General features: G+C 48.4%; 11 protein-coding genes. 2 read left to right on the forward strand and 9 right to left on the reverse strand.

Annotated features, from left to right (window positions below; translation table 11 throughout):
- Window positions 1-16: 16 nt before the first annotated feature.
- The 9 genes from VIM72_RS17360 to VIM72_RS17400 all read right to left on the reverse strand — a co-directional run bounded on the left by VIM72_RS17360 (window position 17) and on the right by VIM72_RS17400 (window position 14,893).
- Window positions 17-775, reverse strand: a complete 759-nt coding sequence (locus VIM72_RS17360) for a hypothetical protein (RefSeq protein WP_332004091.1) — start codon at window positions 773-775, stop codon at window positions 17-19.
- 270 nt (window positions 776-1,045) lie between these two features.
- Window positions 1,046-3,187: a hypothetical protein gene (locus VIM72_RS17365; RefSeq protein WP_332004092.1), complete on the reverse strand. Its 2,142-nt coding sequence runs from the start codon at window positions 3,185-3,187 to the stop codon at window positions 1,046-1,048.
- Between the two features lie 9 nt (window positions 3,188-3,196).
- Window positions 3,197-5,473 carry a hypothetical protein gene (locus tag VIM72_RS17370; RefSeq protein ID WP_332004093.1) on the reverse strand — a complete coding sequence of 759 codons (2,277 nt, stop codon included), beginning with the start codon at window positions 5,471-5,473 and terminating at the stop codon, window positions 3,197-3,199.
- A gap of 5 nt (window positions 5,474-5,478) precedes the next feature.
- Entirely contained in the window at window positions 5,479-6,957 is a 1,479-nt protein-coding gene (locus tag VIM72_RS17375; RefSeq protein ID WP_332004094.1) for a SusD/RagB family nutrient-binding outer membrane lipoprotein, read from the reverse strand.
- Between the two features lie 12 nt (window positions 6,958-6,969).
- Window positions 6,970-10,437, reverse strand: coding sequence for a SusC/RagA family TonB-linked outer membrane protein (locus tag VIM72_RS17380; RefSeq protein WP_332004095.1), 3,468 nt, complete (start codon window positions 10,435-10,437; stop codon window positions 6,970-6,972).
- A 20-nt stretch (window positions 10,438-10,457) separates the two neighbouring features.
- Complete coding sequence (locus VIM72_RS17385) at window positions 10,458-11,441, reverse strand: FecR family protein (protein ID WP_332004096.1); 984 nt, start codon at window positions 11,439-11,441, stop codon at window positions 10,458-10,460.
- 276 nt (window positions 11,442-11,717) lie between these two features.
- A complete protein-coding gene (locus tag VIM72_RS17390) occupies window positions 11,718-12,314 on the reverse strand; it encodes a sigma-70 family RNA polymerase sigma factor (protein WP_332004097.1) in 597 nt (198 codons plus the stop codon).
- A gap of 86 nt (window positions 12,315-12,400) precedes the next feature.
- Window positions 12,401-13,345, reverse strand: coding sequence for a dihydrodipicolinate synthase family protein (locus VIM72_RS17395; RefSeq protein WP_332004098.1), 945 nt, complete (start codon window positions 13,343-13,345; stop codon window positions 12,401-12,403).
- An 18-nt stretch (window positions 13,346-13,363) separates the two neighbouring features.
- Window positions 13,364-14,893 (reverse strand): sodium:solute symporter, encoded by a 1,530-nt coding sequence (locus VIM72_RS17400; protein WP_332004099.1) that lies wholly within the window; start codon window positions 14,891-14,893, stop codon window positions 13,364-13,366.
- A gap of 124 nt (window positions 14,894-15,017) precedes the next feature.
- Between VIM72_RS17400 and VIM72_RS17405 the strand changes: the two genes are divergently transcribed.
- Complete coding sequence (locus VIM72_RS17405) at window positions 15,018-15,875, forward strand: AraC family transcriptional regulator (RefSeq protein ID WP_332004100.1); 858 nt, start codon at window positions 15,018-15,020, stop codon at window positions 15,873-15,875.
- Between the two features lie 130 nt (window positions 15,876-16,005).
- A partial coding sequence (locus VIM72_RS17410) for a hypothetical protein (protein WP_332004101.1) occupies window positions 16,006-16,480 on the forward strand: 475 nt, incomplete at its 3' end.

The raw sequence follows: 16,480 nt of genomic DNA on the forward strand, positions 1-16,480 counted from the left end.
CCCCAATTACTTTTTGTCAGGTCAATGGTTCAAAAGGAATGAGATTTTGTTGCAACAACTGCTCCCGGAGTTTGTTGGCATACTGATGTGCGAATTTCTCTTTTACATCTTTAGGGAGATGTAAATATTCTTTTTCCCGTTGCTCTTCGTTAGCGGCATCGTCGTTGAATGCTTTTACCATTTTGAGGTAATGCACGTAGTGCCCAAACTCATGCAATAATGTTCTGTAGAGTTGTGTATTTCTAACGTTACGTGCTTCCAGCAATGCGGTATAACCTCTTTTGCTTTCTATAAAGGAATGGCCGTCGCCACGCAACCGCAGCAACTCCTGCTGATCATCCGGACCAAGCCCCCGCGGCCATTTCAATTTACCGTTGTCTTCAAAAGCCTCCAGGATAACAGCCGGGTAAAAATCATCTTCAAATTCATAAGAGTAAATAAGCCGGCCCCAAACCCCCGAAAGGATACTTTCTTTTCTTTTGGGTTGCCGTAATACAATCAGTTTTAAATCGCCATAATCTGTGGAAGGAATATAACTGATCATCTTTTCAAGATCATTAACAGAACACGCGTGTTTCAAAAACCGGCTATTCCGTTCTGTTATAAAAAGAAAGGTATGCCCGTTGATGTTCCTTTCCTCTTTATCATAGGCGCCCAGGCGCTCATAAAAGAGCCGCGGATCATCATAAGGGTTGGGAATAGTGAGCCTATTCTGCTGACCATGCCCTTGTTTAGAGGTGCCAATGTTCCTGTTTCTCCGGGTAGGATTCTGCACAAATTATTTTTTATCTGAAGAAATAAAAATACAGATTTACCCGGTATAAAAAATGCCGCATCATCTTCGCGATGAATGCGGCAGTATACTAATCAACAACAACGTCATTTAAACAGCTCCCACACCACATGCCCTATATTCCCACTGGGCACCTGGATATTCCATCATACCTACTACAATCCTGGGCTTCTGTGCCGTTGCAGTAAGCATTAAAAGCAATAGCATACCTGTTGTACAAAGTTGCAGTATCCGTTTCATTACTGTTCATTTTCACTCAAGCACTTTTAAATAACGTGCCATCCAGTAAGGCAATAAAAACTCATCTCCTGCCAGCTCGGATTCTCCATTATGGCCGCCATCCAGGTTAAAAGCGTTGGCATTGTGACGGTGTACCGGCTGCTCATCCAATGGCAGCAGCTCAGCGGTGTACTGGTTCCGGAAATTAGGTGGCAGCAGCGTAATATCCTTACGGTTGGAATTAGTGATCTTCCAGGTGATGAGGTCCATCGGGAAAGTTTGCAGCCACCAGGTAGTGGCAGCGGCATCATAGTTGCCCACGGTGGCCAGCGTGATCAGGTTCCACACTGCATTCTTCTCCGGCCGTTCTATTTCCCAGTGATTGCGGATAGCGCCTTTGTACTGCGCTTTCAGCTCATCGGTGAAGGCGTATTTATACAACACCCAATAGGTAAGAAAAGCCATTTCATCATCTGAATGATTCCAGCCACCCATTCCCATGTTAACGCCTTCGTGCAGGTAGCCCGGTGTTTGTTTGATGGTGCGGTAATCTATCTGGATATTTTTCAGATAACCGTATTTATTCAGCAGCTTATAGGCTTCTGTTTTATATCTTTCTTTACCGGTCAATTGATACGCCAGCTGCAAACCTGCAATAATAGTAGTGCTGCCCAGCCGCCTGTCGCCGATGGTAGTAGGATACCAGTTGATATACTCAGGGTTCCAGCGCGCCCATAAGGTGGGCTTATTGTCGATGTCGACCATGGTGTATTTATGATCTAAAATATGCGTCATGATCTTATCAATAAAATCAGTGACCCGTTTCTTTTCTTCCGGCGTTTCTGCTACCATTTCGTTCAGCACAGCCGTGATCCAGATATAGGCTACATATTCATCGCTGCTGGTATGTCCTTTCCATTCCCATTCAGGATCAGGGGAATCGCGCCATCTTTCAGGATCGGAATTTTTGTATCCTTTACGTTCAAAGGTGCGGGAAGGAAACCCGGTGAGCTGGTTAATAGAGAGTATTCTTTCAAATGCTTCAAACGCTTCCCAGGCGTATCTTTTAGCAGAAGGATCATGTGTAACAGCATACCTGAAAGCCTGGCTGCTGAGATAGAAGCTGCTCCAGAGCCCATCGTTATCGGTATCCGCCATTTCAGCAGTACCAACATCACCGGGGGTATTCAGGTGAAGATTGGCGATAAAACCATAACGGATATGACGTTCGCGGATCTTACGTTCAAAGAACGATGCTTTCTGCGCCAGTGTTTGTTGTATAAAAGCAATTTTATTAAGACCAGTGGGCGTTAGTACATACACATCACCATGACTATCGGCAGCCATACTTTTTACTATATCCTGATCCAGCCAGCGTTTTGAGGCAAAGTAACGATAGGCGCCGGAATCAGTGCGCATAAAAGCGCCCTGGGGAGTGCCTGCCCAGATATGACCATTGGTCACTATCATATCGTTGATAACGGGAACGGGCACACGTGTTTGCAAACCCATGCTGGTATCTCCGCTGTGGCGGTTGACGGCATAGTAGCCATTGGCGGTTCCCAGCAGGATATCATTGTTCCTAAAAGCCATAGCAGTGGCGTTTTGTATGGCATGCACCGGTACAAAACGGTTATCTTTCAATATATATACCGCTTTATTGCTTAAAATAAAAAAGGCGCCACCATTGGCTTCCATTCTTTGTACGCCTTCGGGGATAAGCGGCAGATCCTGAAGCTTACCGTTGCTGGCAATGGCTAAGGCATTGTTGCCCGACAGGAGCATGCGACCGGCAGCATCAACTGCTACGTTGTTAAATTTCCCTTCCGGCAGGTTGATGTAGGGCACGCCTGCATAACCATTGGTCAGGCATTTATCTGCATAGAGATAATACAAATGACCACTTCCTTCCTGCGTGGTTACATCCAGGGGAATCTTTTGTGCTAGTGGGCGGAAGCGTTGATCACGCACCAGGTCGTTGCCACTGAGGCGGTAGAATCCCTGCTTTGTGAGCACATGTACATTATCGTTGTAGTCGGTGATCACTTTGACCAGTTCTAATCCCTGCGGAACATGGTACTTTACAGACACCGCCTGCGTAAAAGGCAGGTCGGGGGTGGCCCAGGTGGGGCACGACCATACGATGGCTGCTGCCAGGTAAAATAGTTGCTTCATTCCCATCTTTTATAATTTGATAAGCCACACTTCTGTGACCCGTGAATGCTGACGCCAGTTCAAATGTTCTTCATCAATATTATCCCATGTGAGCAGCAAGGTGCCGCTGCGGGTAATTTCAACCGGTACGGGAAATTCTTTTATTTCTCCTATTCCTTTGTTATAGAGAGATGGCTTCAGCCGTATACCATTGGCCCGCAACAAGCTTTCTCCATAACCCGTTATTCTTACCACATAGTGCGCGGTAGTATCCAGGTGATCATAACGCATAGCGGAAGGCCAGCGCAGGCTCACCATCCAGGATAATCTTTTACGGCTGTAACCACCCTCCCACCAGTCGAACCCCGGCGTATCGCTGCGGCGCATGAGTGGATCGGTGTGCAGGTCTTCCGTCCTTACTACATGGGGCGATTTTGATACATTACCGATATCGTCGTAAAAACTGCCGGGACCAGGATATTCCCATCTTCCTAAAGTATCCAGTGCCTTACGCTGCTCCGCTTGAGGTAGTGTACTGATGTAACGGAACTTATCTTCCAGCCACCAGCGATTGTTCAAAGGACGGTCCAGGAAATCCAGTACAGCGCCTCTTTCCGGCCCTGCGGCTTTGTATTTTGTAACGCTGGTTTGCAGGGATACCGACTTGTACAAATCATCGCACAGCGCTATAATACGATCTCTCCATTGAGGCATTATTCTCTTATCTGCCTGTTGCAATATTTGCTGTGCGCGGTTTATTTCATGGCCATCATGCACCAGCAGCGTATTGTTTACGGCTGTTTCCAGTGCTGCTTCCCTGATGGCACGCTCACGGGTATACGCATCGTAATAAGCCCTTAACAAACACATCTGCCAGCGCCAATTGCCCGCTAATGCTGCGTGTGTGCGTTCCAGTTGCTGCCACAGTGTAAGCGTTGCCGTTATACTGCCATTATTGGCAATAGCACCCTCCCAGTTCTTTTCCAGGGCAAGGATGCCATCAGCAGCCTGCTCAGGTGGCACGGAAGGAAAAAAGTACCGGGCATACTGGATCATTATCTCCCTTACCTCTGCCTGGCTGTTCCAGCCCATCATACTCCATAGCATTTTATTTACATCGTCGTGTGCGCCATCGGAGTAACTGATAAAGCCATCCATATAAGGCGCAATAAAACGGTAGATGTTGGCATAATATACCGGCTGCGGGTTTACCGGCTCACGGCCAAGGCTAAACGCAAAGGCGGGATCCCACCACACTACAGGATAATCGCAACGCACGGTATGGGTGATATCGGGATAATGACGGATCTTATATTCCGGGGCCAGTGCGGCCCGGGTATCTTCCAGCGTGGGACTGGAAGGCCCTACTACAATGCCTCCCAGCCAGGCTGGTTTATGTTCACTGATGTATGAATATACGAATGCACATTCCGTGGAATCATAGCCTTGCAGCGATAACCAGATAGCCGCTGCGGGGTGATACTTCTTCAGGGGCACCGCTAATTCTTCCAGCAACGGGATCACCAGCTGCGGCGGATTGTTGCCGGGATCGCCACCGGGGAAGAATACGGCATTTAGTTGTACGGCCTCACGGAAAAGGGTATCAAACTGCATGAGGAAATGATTCTTCTTCACGGTATCTTTCAGATCGAAAGTAGCTGGTGTCCACACAGAAAAATCCAGGTCGTATTTTTTGCAGTAGCCGCTGATGCGCCGGGTCATTTCGTTGGACGATACGGTGAAATGCGGTGAGGGCGGCATAAACGGGATGGCCTCAATGCTATTGGCCCCGAATATGGCCAGGTCGCGGATATACTGTTCATATTGCTCCGGCGTCCATCCATCGTAGGAGTTGGCCAGGTTGCGGTAACCGATCTGATGCCCGCGTATAGCCTTCTCCGGTATAGCGTATGCTTTTATATCATCCGGCAGTATAACGCTGTACGGCCGGTATTCCATGTTACGGAGCAGGTAACCTGCGCCATACAGCAATCCCCGGGAACCACTGGCTTCCACAACAATGGCGCGGCCGGTGGTATGGATATGATATGATTCCGGCGGACAGGATATTATCTGAAAGATGATCGCCGGGCCGTTTTCCGGCGCCCGCGCCGCAATGGGCCATACGAGGCCGGTACGGCGTTTTACTTCTTCCTGTAATACCTGTGCCGCTACCTGTTTATCTTTCGATACAATAGTGAGCTGTTGCAACACAGCCCCGGTACAAAGCAGCGGAACAAAAAACAAAATAATAAGGACTCCTTTCATTATCAATTCGATCCACCCGCCTGTCAGTATTTTCTTCATAGCTATTACTTCAGGTACCACATGAGCGTGGTTTGTTTATCTGCTCCGAATACAGTAAGCGCTTTCTGGTATTGATCCTCATTGGTATCGCGTTCACCGGTAGGATAAATATAGCGTTTAGGCAATACCGTAGTAGACGACATAGGGCCCAGCACAAATTTGGGCAACCCTGTGCGACGGTTATCAAACCAGGCTTCAGCGCCTTTCAGGAAACCGGCGATCCATTTCTGCCCAATAAGCTGTTCCAGTGTACCGTTGTACTTTACAGAGGGCTGGTTAAAGTAACCGGAATCAATAGCGGCCTGGTCTACGCCGTAGAATTTCATGTTAGCATGTATACCATCATAATAAAGGCTTTCCGCGGTTTTACCCGGCACCGTTACTTTACCTGCCTGTACGCATTCTGCCAGGATAAAGCATACTTCTGCATAGGTAAGCATACTGGCCTTTAACATATCGGCCTTGCTGCTGCTGAATAAAGAAGACAAACGTGAAATATTGTTCTTTCCACCGTTATAGTCATACGGCGCCGGAATAGCGTTGGGCACACCTACATAGGGGTTGGGATCTGTTTTCCAGCCTGTCAGTGAATCCACGCGGGCTATCCATACTTTAAGCCGGGGATCTTTGCGTTGCAGTAAGGCGTCCACAATTTCCTTGCTTGGTTTGCGCTTATCAAATTCATCCGGCGAGCTTCCCTGCGGACTGCCCGGCCAGCTGTTGGCGCTCACAGCGCCCTGGTACACGATCTCCGCATTATCAGCATTGCTTTCAAAAATGGGATACTTGTTTTTATCGTTCAGGATCTCCTGCATTTCTGTAAAGGCGGTGGGATAATTTTTGGAGATGCGTAACAACATCCGCAAACGGAGCGAATTAGCAAACTTGCGCCAGTTCAGCGGTTCACCTTTATACATCACATCTGCTTTGGCATCTACCTTATCCATACCACCGGCCAGTTCATTATTTGCCTCTTTCAGTGTTTGCAGCAAAGCAGGGTACACCGTTTGCTGCTGATCATATTTCGGGTGCGCAAGCGTCTGTCCTTTCAGCAACAGCGCTTCGCTGTATGGGATATCGCCGAACAGGTCGGTCACATAAGCAAAGTTAAAGGCTTCCAGTACCTTCCCTACCGATACGTACTGCGGTACATTCAGCTTCTTTGCCAGGTCCATCATTTCCCGGTTGGCCGAGAGTTTTGCATAGTAGCTGTCCCAGCTCTGCGGGCCCCAGTCGAACTTATCATTTCCTTCATTGCGCACCATAGTGATATAACGGCCTGCAGAAGCGGGCTTATCGAAATAAGCCTCTTTCTGGTAATCGTAAGCAGTATTGATCAGCACCGAAGATAACAGGAACTCCGGGTTAATGACTTCCGATTCGTTCGGGTTTACATTGATATCTTCCAGTCCTTTTTCGCAGGAGGCGAAGAGTACACCGAAGATCAGTACCAGGTATTTTAAAGGCATGCGTTGCATAACCATACAATTATTGGTTTAGAAATTGAAACCTATCTTGGCTCCATAAGAACGGGTATAAGGCAATCCCCAGCTGGCTACTCCTGGCGAGAAGCTGCCGTTGGAGATAGTCATGGCTGTTTCCGGGTCATAGCCTTGTTCCGCGGCAGTCCAGGTAAACAGGTTACGTGCAATCAGTGATACGGTCAGATTACCTAATGGCAGCTTACCAAGCGTTTTCTTTGAAAATGTATAGGTAAGCGATGCTTCCCTGAGCTTAACGTAGCTGGCATCGAAAGTAGAGCGGCCGTTGAAGCTCCAGTAATATTCACCATAATAGTTTTCAGGATCGGTTACATTATCATTGAGTTTGTATTTACCGTTTCCTTCGTCTATATAACCGAACAGGATCATACCATCTGTACGTTTGTTGCCATCCGCATCTGTCCAGGGCAGGCCGCCTGTTTTAGGATCCCGGCCCGGGATAGTAGTTTGTGTACGGCCATCGCTGAGCAGGTTCTTTGCTACGTAGGAGAAGAAATTACCACCCTGGCGCCAGTCGATCAGCACATTCAGCGTAAAGCCCTTATAAGAAAAGGTGTTGTTGATGCCCAGCATAAAGTCGGGGTTATAGTTACCTATCTTCACATAATCATTTAACTGCTGGTAACCGCCTTCACTGCTTAATAAAGGCTGTCCTTTAAACTCGCCATCAGGTACAGTAGCCCAGGTTTGCGCATACATATCTCCCATTTCAGCGCCTTCTTTTACAAGAAAACGTATTCCTTCCGCACTACCCAGCTGATAGCTGTTTACGCCATCGATGAGCTTCAGTACTTTATTACGGTTACGGGTATAGTTTAATTGCAGATCCCAGCGGAATGGCCCGGCTACCGGCGTAGCATTCAATCCGATCTCAATTCCCTTGTTCCTGATCTTACCGGCATTGGTGACCATGTTGGAATATCCTGTAGCCATGGTCACCGGTATACGGATGATCTGGTTACGGTTTACCGTGTTGTAATAAGTAAAATCGATGCCTAATCTTCCCTTCAGGAAACGCAGATCAGCGCCAAATTCATGCGAGGTAGCGATCAGTGGTTTCAGGCGGTTGTTCTTTAATACATTGCTGATATTGGCAAGCTTCACATCGTTCCAGTCCTGCCCGAAACTGAAGGTATTATACAGGTTGTAGGGATCGGTATCACCACCTACCTGCGCCCAGTTAGCGCGCACTTTTGCAAAGGACAATGCATCAGATTTAATACCAAGCATATCGGATACAATGAGGCTCAGTGAAGCCGAAGGATAGAAATAGGAATTGTTGCCTGCGGGCAGTGTGCTGGACCAGTCGTTACGCGCGGTGAGATCCAGGAAGGCGTAATTGCGGAAGCTCACCTGTCCCATACCATACACACTATTGATCCGTTTGCTGTAGCGGCTGGAAGTATTTACTACAGTACCAGCTTTGGCATTGGCAATGTTGTACAGTCCGGGTATTACCAACGCTTCCGATTTCTGGCTGGAACCTTTACCGGTCTGGTTCATACGATTCGCGCCGGCTGATATAGAGACAAAGAAATCTGAATTGATATTTTTCTTGTAGCTCAGCAGGAAGTCGGTGTTCTGTTCCTTGAAAAATTCTGTTTCAAAGGCATAGGCGCCGGTAGGATTCTTTACCGCGCTGAAAGGCCTTTTGCTTTCGCGGGTTTCAGAGTAGAGGTCCATACCGGTGCGGCCCATGAGCGACAGGTCTTTCGTGATCTGTATATTCAGTTCCACGTTGCCGGTCATACGATCGCGGTCGAACCCGTTGATGAATTCATATGCCACCAGGTAGGGATTATCAGTAGATCCCGGCACATGTGAAAACTGCTGCAGTCCTTCTTTCCCGGGTAGCCAGTAATTGCGCAGCTGACGTATATCCACGTTGGGGGTGGTAGTGTATACGATGTTGCTCACGCTGCCACGGTTAAAGGTAGGCCGGTTGCCGCTGCTGTTTTTCGTATAGCCGATATTGGTACTGATCCTGATGTTGGGATTGAGATTATATCCTGCTGCGAGATTAAGTGTATTTCTTTTAAGATCCGTATTGGGAATGATGCCTTCATTTTTCAGGTTGGTAAACGACAGGCGGAAGTTACCATCCTTGTTATTACCGGTAACCGCGATGTTGTTGGTGAAGGTAGAGCCGGTACGGAAGAAATCCTTATGCCGGTTGGGGTATGCTACCCAGTCGGTAGGAATTGGCTGCCCGTTGGCATCCAGGGGGCTGTTCCACTGCACGTGTTTGGTACCAACGTTCAGGCGTGGGCCCCATGAGGCATCGGAAATGGTTTCATCAGAACCTTCCCTATCGCCGGAACCAAATTCATTCTGGAACTTAGGGAACAGCCAGGGCTGATCGAACATAGCGCTGGAGTTCACGGAAACGCCCAGGCCTTTTGCAGCGCCAGAGCCGGATTTGGTGGTGATGAGGATCACCCCGTTGATAGCGCGGGAGCCATACAATGCCGAGGCGCTGGCGCCTTTCAGCACGGAGATGCTGGCAATATCATCGGGGTTGATGTCGGAGATGGTGCTGCCGTAGTCCACTACCACCTGTCCTACCGGTTGTTTCGGGTTGCGCACTGCCGGTGCAATAGGAATACCATCCACTACATACAGGGGCTGGTTATAGCCTTCGAGGCTGCTTTGCCCGCGGATGGTTACCAGCGAGGTACCACCAGGATCAGAGCTGGTGCTTCTTACATTCACACCCGTTACTTTACCTGAGAGAGCATTGGCAATGTTCACTTCTTTCACGGTGCTTACCTGGTCGCCTTTCAGAGTAGCAATAGAATAGCCCAGCGCTTTTTCCTGGCGTTTAATACCGAGAGCGGTGACCACTACATCATCCAGACTGCGCACACTGGCTGTTAGCTGCACCTGCAGCGTACCGTTTCCGGCGGCTACTTCCTTCGACTGGTAGCCTACCGAGCGGAATACCAGGATGGCATTGCTGCCGGCTACCTTAATGCTGAACTGCCCGTCCACATTGGTAGCAGTACCATTGGAAGTGCCTTTTTCATGCACGCTTACACCGGGAAGTGGTGTGCCGCTTTCATCGGTAACAGTTCCTTTAATAACTACTTCCTCTGCTGTGGTGTTGGTGGCTTCCCCGGCAAAAGGACGGATAGCATAATCGTGATCACTTAGTTTAACTGCCTGTAAACCCAGTGGAACAAGCACTTTCTGCAATTGTGATTCCAGGTTGGCGTCTGTAACACGGGCTTGTTTCCCGGCTACAAATTTATCCGCCAGCTGTGTAGGCGAATAATTAAAGCTGATGTTAAACCTTGTTTCAAGGTTGGTCAGCAGCTGGCGGAGTGGGATAGTTCCTGCTTCCCCCGGCGTATCGCCGCTTCTTACCATCAGTTGCTGTGCGTCTGTTCTGGTGGTCAGCAGCAGCAATAATAGCAGCGTTGCGCTCCAGGGAGCATAAAGCTTCGTAAAGCTCTTTTGCATAACTGTAAATTTTAAAGACCTTATTCAAAAATGATGACTGAATTATTTTGTTTCATTTTCAGCTGATGCACCGTAGCCATTGCTTTTAATAACATAGCAGGATCATCAGCAGGGCCTGAGCCGGTAAATAACAGGCCTTCCATTTTCCTGTCCCTGAACTGGATCCTGTAGCCATATATATCTTCCAGTTGCTGTGCAACATTTATTAATGGTGTGTCCCTGAAAAGGAGCCGGTGTTGTTTCCAGGCGGTAAGCACAGCCGGATCTGCCTGCAGGCGTTGGTGCTGCCCAGGTGTGAAATACATCATATCCCCCGGTTTCATATCCAGGCTATCATTCACTATGATCTTTCCTTCTTCCAGTAATACTTTCACCTGTTCGTGACGGTGGTACACATTAAAGGCGGTTCCTTTTACTTCAATGGTGACCTGTGGCATCAGTACCCTGAATTTAGGATGCAGCCCTGCGGGCGATTTGGATACATTAAAATAGGCCTCCCCGTTCAGGGTAACAGCCCTTACATTTTCTTTGGTCCATTTACGGGGATAAGAGATGGATGAATTGGCATTGAGCTGTACCACAGAGCCATCGGGCAGCTGCAGGGTTTTGGTTTCCCCGAAACCGGTTTGCACTATCATATTTCCTACAAGCACTTCCTCCCGGGATAAATATCGTATACCGGCAAACAGCAGCAATGCAGCGGCGGCTGCGGCCATGGCATAGTACCATTGCCTGCGTGGGCGTTCGTTATTTTTTTTAATAACGGGTTCGTCCAGCAACTGGTCTATACGGTTTTTAACCGACTCCATTTCTCCCTGGCTGATTTCGTTGGTGCGGAACCGTAGTGCCAGCACCAGTGCCCGCGCCTCCTGCACCACTGTTTCCTTTTCCGGGTGCGCCGGTATCCAGCTTTCCCAGAAAGCCGCATTTGTTCCCTCCAGCACCCATGCACGGAATGAGGCGTCGCCGGCAAAATCTGCCGCTTCAAATTCACTATAATTCATAAAAAGTACCTTGTACAATAAGAAGAGTCACGAGACGGAAAAATACCCTCACGAAAATGAATATTTTTTTGCGAAGGTTGTCTGACTCAGGATTCCCGGGATTACAATGATTACCCTGAATTTTTTTTGGATTTTATAACAGATTTTAAAGGATTCGGGGAGATATAAGCGAAAAAAATACTCGCTTATATCTCCCCGAATCCTTTAAAATCCAAGATGATCAAATCAAAATAATCATTGTAATCCCGGGAATCCTGAGTCAGACAACCTTCGCGCTCAACGGAGCATCAGTGCGGACTCATTCTCCGCCAGCAGCTCCTTTAGTTCGGCAATGGCGCGGTATATTAAGGTGCGGGCGTACTTAACCTCTTTCAATACCATGATATCGGCGATTTCTTCGTAAGACAGGCCCTCGTAGAAACGCAGATAGATGGCTTCCTTCTGGCGGAGGGTGAGCGCATCCAGCTTTTGTTGCAGCAGCCGGGTGGTTTGTTCCGTGCGCTGCCGGTTAATGAGGATGCTTTCAGGGGAAAGTTCAAGGGCAAAACCGGAGGCGGTTCCTTCATCCAGGCTGGCTGGCCCATGGGCCGATTGATCGAGGTAGCGGAACAGCTTTCTCCGGGCGGATACCATCAGGTAGCTTTTGAGGTTGACAGAAAGAGAAAGGCCGGCCCTTTGTATATACAGCTGCGAGAAAAAATCCTGCAACATATCCTTCACCAGCGCGCGGTCTGTTGTAAACCGTATACAATAACGGAACAGCAGCGGAAAATAACGCCGGTATATCTCCCCGAAGGCCTCCCGGTCGCCATTGCAGAACCGGGCCCACAGGAACTGTTCATCATGCTGAGGATGGTATGGGCTGGTTGACATCTATATGTGAATTAGCATAAGGATCTTTTACTAAGCTACACATTGGCCGGTTCCCATCATAACTTCCTGTCAGAAATAACATCGATTTAATGTGAAGGCAAAGGCGCCGACACCACTTCCCGGATCTGTAAACGCTCACACCAGCCTTTGAAATCACGGTAGATCTGCTGCAGCGTTTCCTTCTGTTCCGGCGTTAGTTCCAGTGCATGAGCGCGGCTGATAGTACGTACGGGAATGCCTCTTAACTGCAGGAAATATTTTGCGCTCAACGGGTATGCAATATGGATCAGCGGATCTACCCGTTGTAATTCAGACTGTATCCATTGTACCTCTTCCTGCCTGCTTTCATCGTTCACATGATTACACAACCACACCAGTACTTCAGGATAAAAATTCCCGGAGATAGACGACATACCGGCAGCCCCCATCTGCATGGATGCTACTGCGTTTGGCGTATGCGCATCATAGAACTCCAGCCGGCTGCCGGCCGTCACCGCCAGTTTGGCACGCACGCTCTCTACTTTGCAGGAAGTATCTTTATGATAAATAAGACGGTTAGTAGCCAGCAATGTTTGCAGGATCTCCGGTGTGATCACTCTCTTGTAAGGCGCAGGACATTCGTATAATCCCAAAGGGATATTACCGGTGAGAGAAAACATTTCTTCAAATCTTTGCAACAATACGCTGTCTGGTTCATCTACATTCGCAAAATGCCCGGTGATCATGATCACGGAATCAACACCGGTATCATAGATCTTTTGTGTAAACAATGCCTTGTCTTTTATAGTCAGCCCAAACGAACCGGTGGCCACTACCGGCGCACGGCCGTTCACATACCGAACTACATGTTCCGTGAGCGCCAGTCGCTCATCCTCGCTGATACTGTACATTTCGGACGACAGGCAATTGGCGAAGAAGCCTTTCACACCGGCATCCAGGTAAAAATCTATCAGGTGTTCCACCATGTCATGATCAATCTGCGCTTTCAGGTTAAAAGGGGTGATCATCACCGGTACGAATTTCTTTTGCATAACAAACAGGTTTAAAAATCAGGAAGTTTTAAGGCGTTGCAGGCGTGATAACAGCGTGCCCGCCAGGAATATTGATAAAGTGCCCACCACGATGATCATATGCGCATGCAAAGGGCTGCGCAGGTTTACCCATCCGGCAGGCAGGTATTTTGATAACGACATCCACAGGATCACCAGGATACCAATGATAGTAGCGGTAACCGCCGTTGCATTTTTTGTTTTGGAGATGATACCCAGCAGGAACAGCCCCAGCATGCCTCCCGCAAAAATGCCGGATAATTCCCACCACATATCCAGGATACTTTTTACCCCTATCATAGAGATACCAAAACCAATAGCCAGCAAGCCCGCTAAGATAGTAGCGATATACAGTACCCGCATCTCCCGCGCAGGAGTGATGCCAGGACCGGCATAGCGCTGGTAAATATCTTTCAGAAAAACAGTAGCCGTACTATTCATACCACTGCTCACCGTGCTCATGGCAGCAGAAAGGATGGCGGCTACAATGAGGCCCATTAAGCCTTTTGGCACTTTGCTCACCATAAACCAGGGCAGTACCTTATCGCCATAATCTGCCGGCTGCAGGGAGGTTACCGGTACCTGTCGCTCTGCAGCCACCTGTTGTTTCAGCGCCAGCAATGCTTCCGGGTGCTGTTGCGCATACGCATACAACGCAGTACCTATAAAAAAGAACACCATGCTCACGGGCACATACCAGTACACACAAAGCCAGATGCTGCGCGAGGCTTCCTTTTCTGAACGGGCAGTATGATAGCGCTGTACATAGTTCTGATCCATCCCGAAATTGTTCAGGTTGATAAAGAAACCGTAAAGGAACACTACCCAGAAAGTTGAGCTGCTGAAATCGCGCAGGGAAAAGCTTCCCAGGGAAAACTTCCCTTCTGCCATTCCTATCTGCCAGATATCCTTCACGCCGTTATCCATGCCTGTGATCACCAGCCAGAGGATCACGATAGCGCCGGCCGTTTTTACTATGCCCTGCAATACTTCTGTCCATATCACTGCTTCCATGCCACCGAGCACTGTGTATATAATAATGCAGATGCCTGTAACGGTCATGATAGTACGCATTTCCAAACCGGTGAGCGCCTGTAATGCCAGTGCTACCCCGAAAAAGATAGAGCCCATGCGGGCCAGCTGCATCAGGATAAAACAAACCATGGCATAAGTTCTGGCCCAGGGGCCAAAACGATGTTCCAGGTGTGTGTAGGCGCTTACTTCTCCACTGCGGCGGTAAAACGGTACAAAATATTTTGCCGCTGCAAATGCCGCCAGCGGCATCGATAAACTAAATACAAAAGCATTCCAGTTACTGCCAAATGATTTTCCCGGTACGCCAAGAAAAGTATTACTGCTTAAAAACGTTGCATACAACGAAAGTCCCAAAGCCCAGCCCGGTATGGTTCCGGATGCGGTGGTAAACTGTGCCGCGTTGCCATTCTTCCGTGAAAACCATATCCCTACTCCAATCATACATAGCAGGTAAATGGCAATTACAGCCAGATCAATTATTGGCAGTTGATGCATAACGATAGATAAAGCAGTTCAATACGTGGATAAAAATATTACAGCCGTAATACGAAGATGGCTATTTTTTATTGATCAAACAATGTTGAATGTTATGAAAAGAATAGCTTAAATTACTATTGCAATGAACCACCTGGCAGCCAACACACCGACCACCTGGAACTTACCTGACCACCTGAAACGCAAGCTGGAAAAGCACCCGCTTGGAAAGAACCTTTTTATTACCACTATAGGGCTGTACCCGGAAAATGCCGCCAGGGAGATCAGCGAGCCAAAAGGCGTTCCCGTGTATACCTTATTATATGTGACACATGGAAAGGGATGGCTGGAAACCGGGAAAAAGAAAACGCCCATCAAATCCAATCAATACCTCATTTTCCCCAAAGGCGCCGCTTTCAGATCAGGCCCTGCAGCAGAGGAGCCGTGGAGGATCTATGCTGTGCAGTTTTCCGGTAAGCTGGCCGATGAAATATACAACTACCTCGGTACCGGTTTGAAGCCACATACCATTCCGCCGCTGGTAGGGCGTAATGCGCAGTTCGATGATATTATTCATCACCTGGACCTCATGAATAATATAGAGAACCTGCTGTATGCGAATTTCCGTTTTTACAGTTTCCTCGGCACCTTCCGGCTTACGGTGTTCAATTATATGAAGAAAGGCGCCGATAACATTATTGAACAGTGCATACAACTGATGAAACAGCGGCTGGACCAGCACCTTACCCTGGCCGATCTTTCCAGGGAAACCCGTATTTCCGCCTCCTACCTGTCGGCCCTCTTTAAAGAGAAAACCCGCTACTCCCCCATCCAGCTGTTTACCTCGCTGCGGATGCAGAAGGCCAGCCAGCTGCTGAAAGACACCCATCTTACCATAAAGGAAATTGCCAGGGAAATGGGCTACCCCGACCAGTATACTTTTTCCAGGTCGTTTAAACTCATCATGGGGGTATCGCCCAAAAAATTCAGGGATAAAGGGTAAACAATATTAACCAATTGTTAAGCGGTGAGGGATGTAGCGTTTTAAAACGAATATATAGAAGGAACAAAACTCCTTCCATCATTTAATACCAACACTCATGCGCTTTTTTATCCCCCCTTATCTATTATTTATGCTGCCTGTATTTTGTTTACTAACAGGAGCCTGTAAAAAAGATAAGCCTGCCACGCCCCTGAAATCGCCTAAATATGACCTGGTGAAAGGCACCTGGAAGCAACAGGACATCGTGCTGGCTGTAGACGTTAAACTGAATAAAAAGAACATTCCCAAAGGCAGCAGCATCCTGGCGCTGGCTCCCCTGCTGGGGCCCGGCGGCGCCCAGCTCACCTGTACGGCGGATAACACCTACCGGTTTAATGAAGACGGCTCCTTTGCCATTGAAGGCTGCACCACGCTGATACTGCCGGTAGCAGGCAACAGCGGCACCTGGGACCTGGATGTACATGATTCCGTGTTAAAACTCATATCCGCCAAAAGTGAAAATGATCCGCACTGGATTGAAAATATCAGCAGCACTAACCTGGATCTTTCCCTTACGGTAACCATCCCGGGTGTAGCCACAGTACCACTTATATTAAAACTGAAGA

Source organism: Chitinophaga sp., assembly GCF_036569185.1.
Lineage (GTDB): Bacteria > Bacteroidota > Bacteroidia > Chitinophagales > Chitinophagaceae > Chitinophaga.

Excerpts from the sequence above, each read along its gene's own strand:
- VIM72_RS17370 (WP_332004093.1), bottom strand. The coding sequence starts at position 5,473 with ATGAAGAAAATACTGACAGGCGGGTGGATCGAATTGATAATGAAAGGA.
- VIM72_RS17375 (WP_332004094.1), bottom strand. The coding sequence starts at position 6,957 with ATGGTTATGCAACGCATGCCTTTAAAATACCTGGTACTGATCTTCGGT.
- VIM72_RS17395 (WP_332004098.1), bottom strand. The coding sequence starts at position 13,345 with ATGCAAAAGAAATTCGTACCGGTGATGATCACCCCTTTTAACCTGAAA.
- VIM72_RS17385 (WP_332004096.1), bottom strand. The coding sequence starts at position 11,441 with ATGAATTATAGTGAATTTGAAGCGGCAGATTTTGCCGGCGACGCCTCA.
- VIM72_RS17365 (WP_332004092.1), bottom strand. The coding sequence starts at position 3,187 with ATGAAGCAACTATTTTACCTGGCAGCAGCCATCGTATGGTCGTGCCCC.
- VIM72_RS17380 (WP_332004095.1), bottom strand. The coding sequence starts at position 10,437 with ATGCAAAAGAGCTTTACGAAGCTTTATGCTCCCTGGAGCGCAACGCTG.
- VIM72_RS17405 (WP_332004100.1), top strand. The coding sequence starts at position 15,018 with ATGAACCACCTGGCAGCCAACACACCGACCACCTGGAACTTACCTGAC.
- VIM72_RS17390 (WP_332004097.1), bottom strand. The coding sequence starts at position 12,314 with ATGTCAACCAGCCCATACCATCCTCAGCATGATGAACAGTTCCTGTGG.
- VIM72_RS17400 (WP_332004099.1), bottom strand. The coding sequence starts at position 14,893 with ATGCATCAACTGCCAATAATTGATCTGGCTGTAATTGCCATTTACCTG.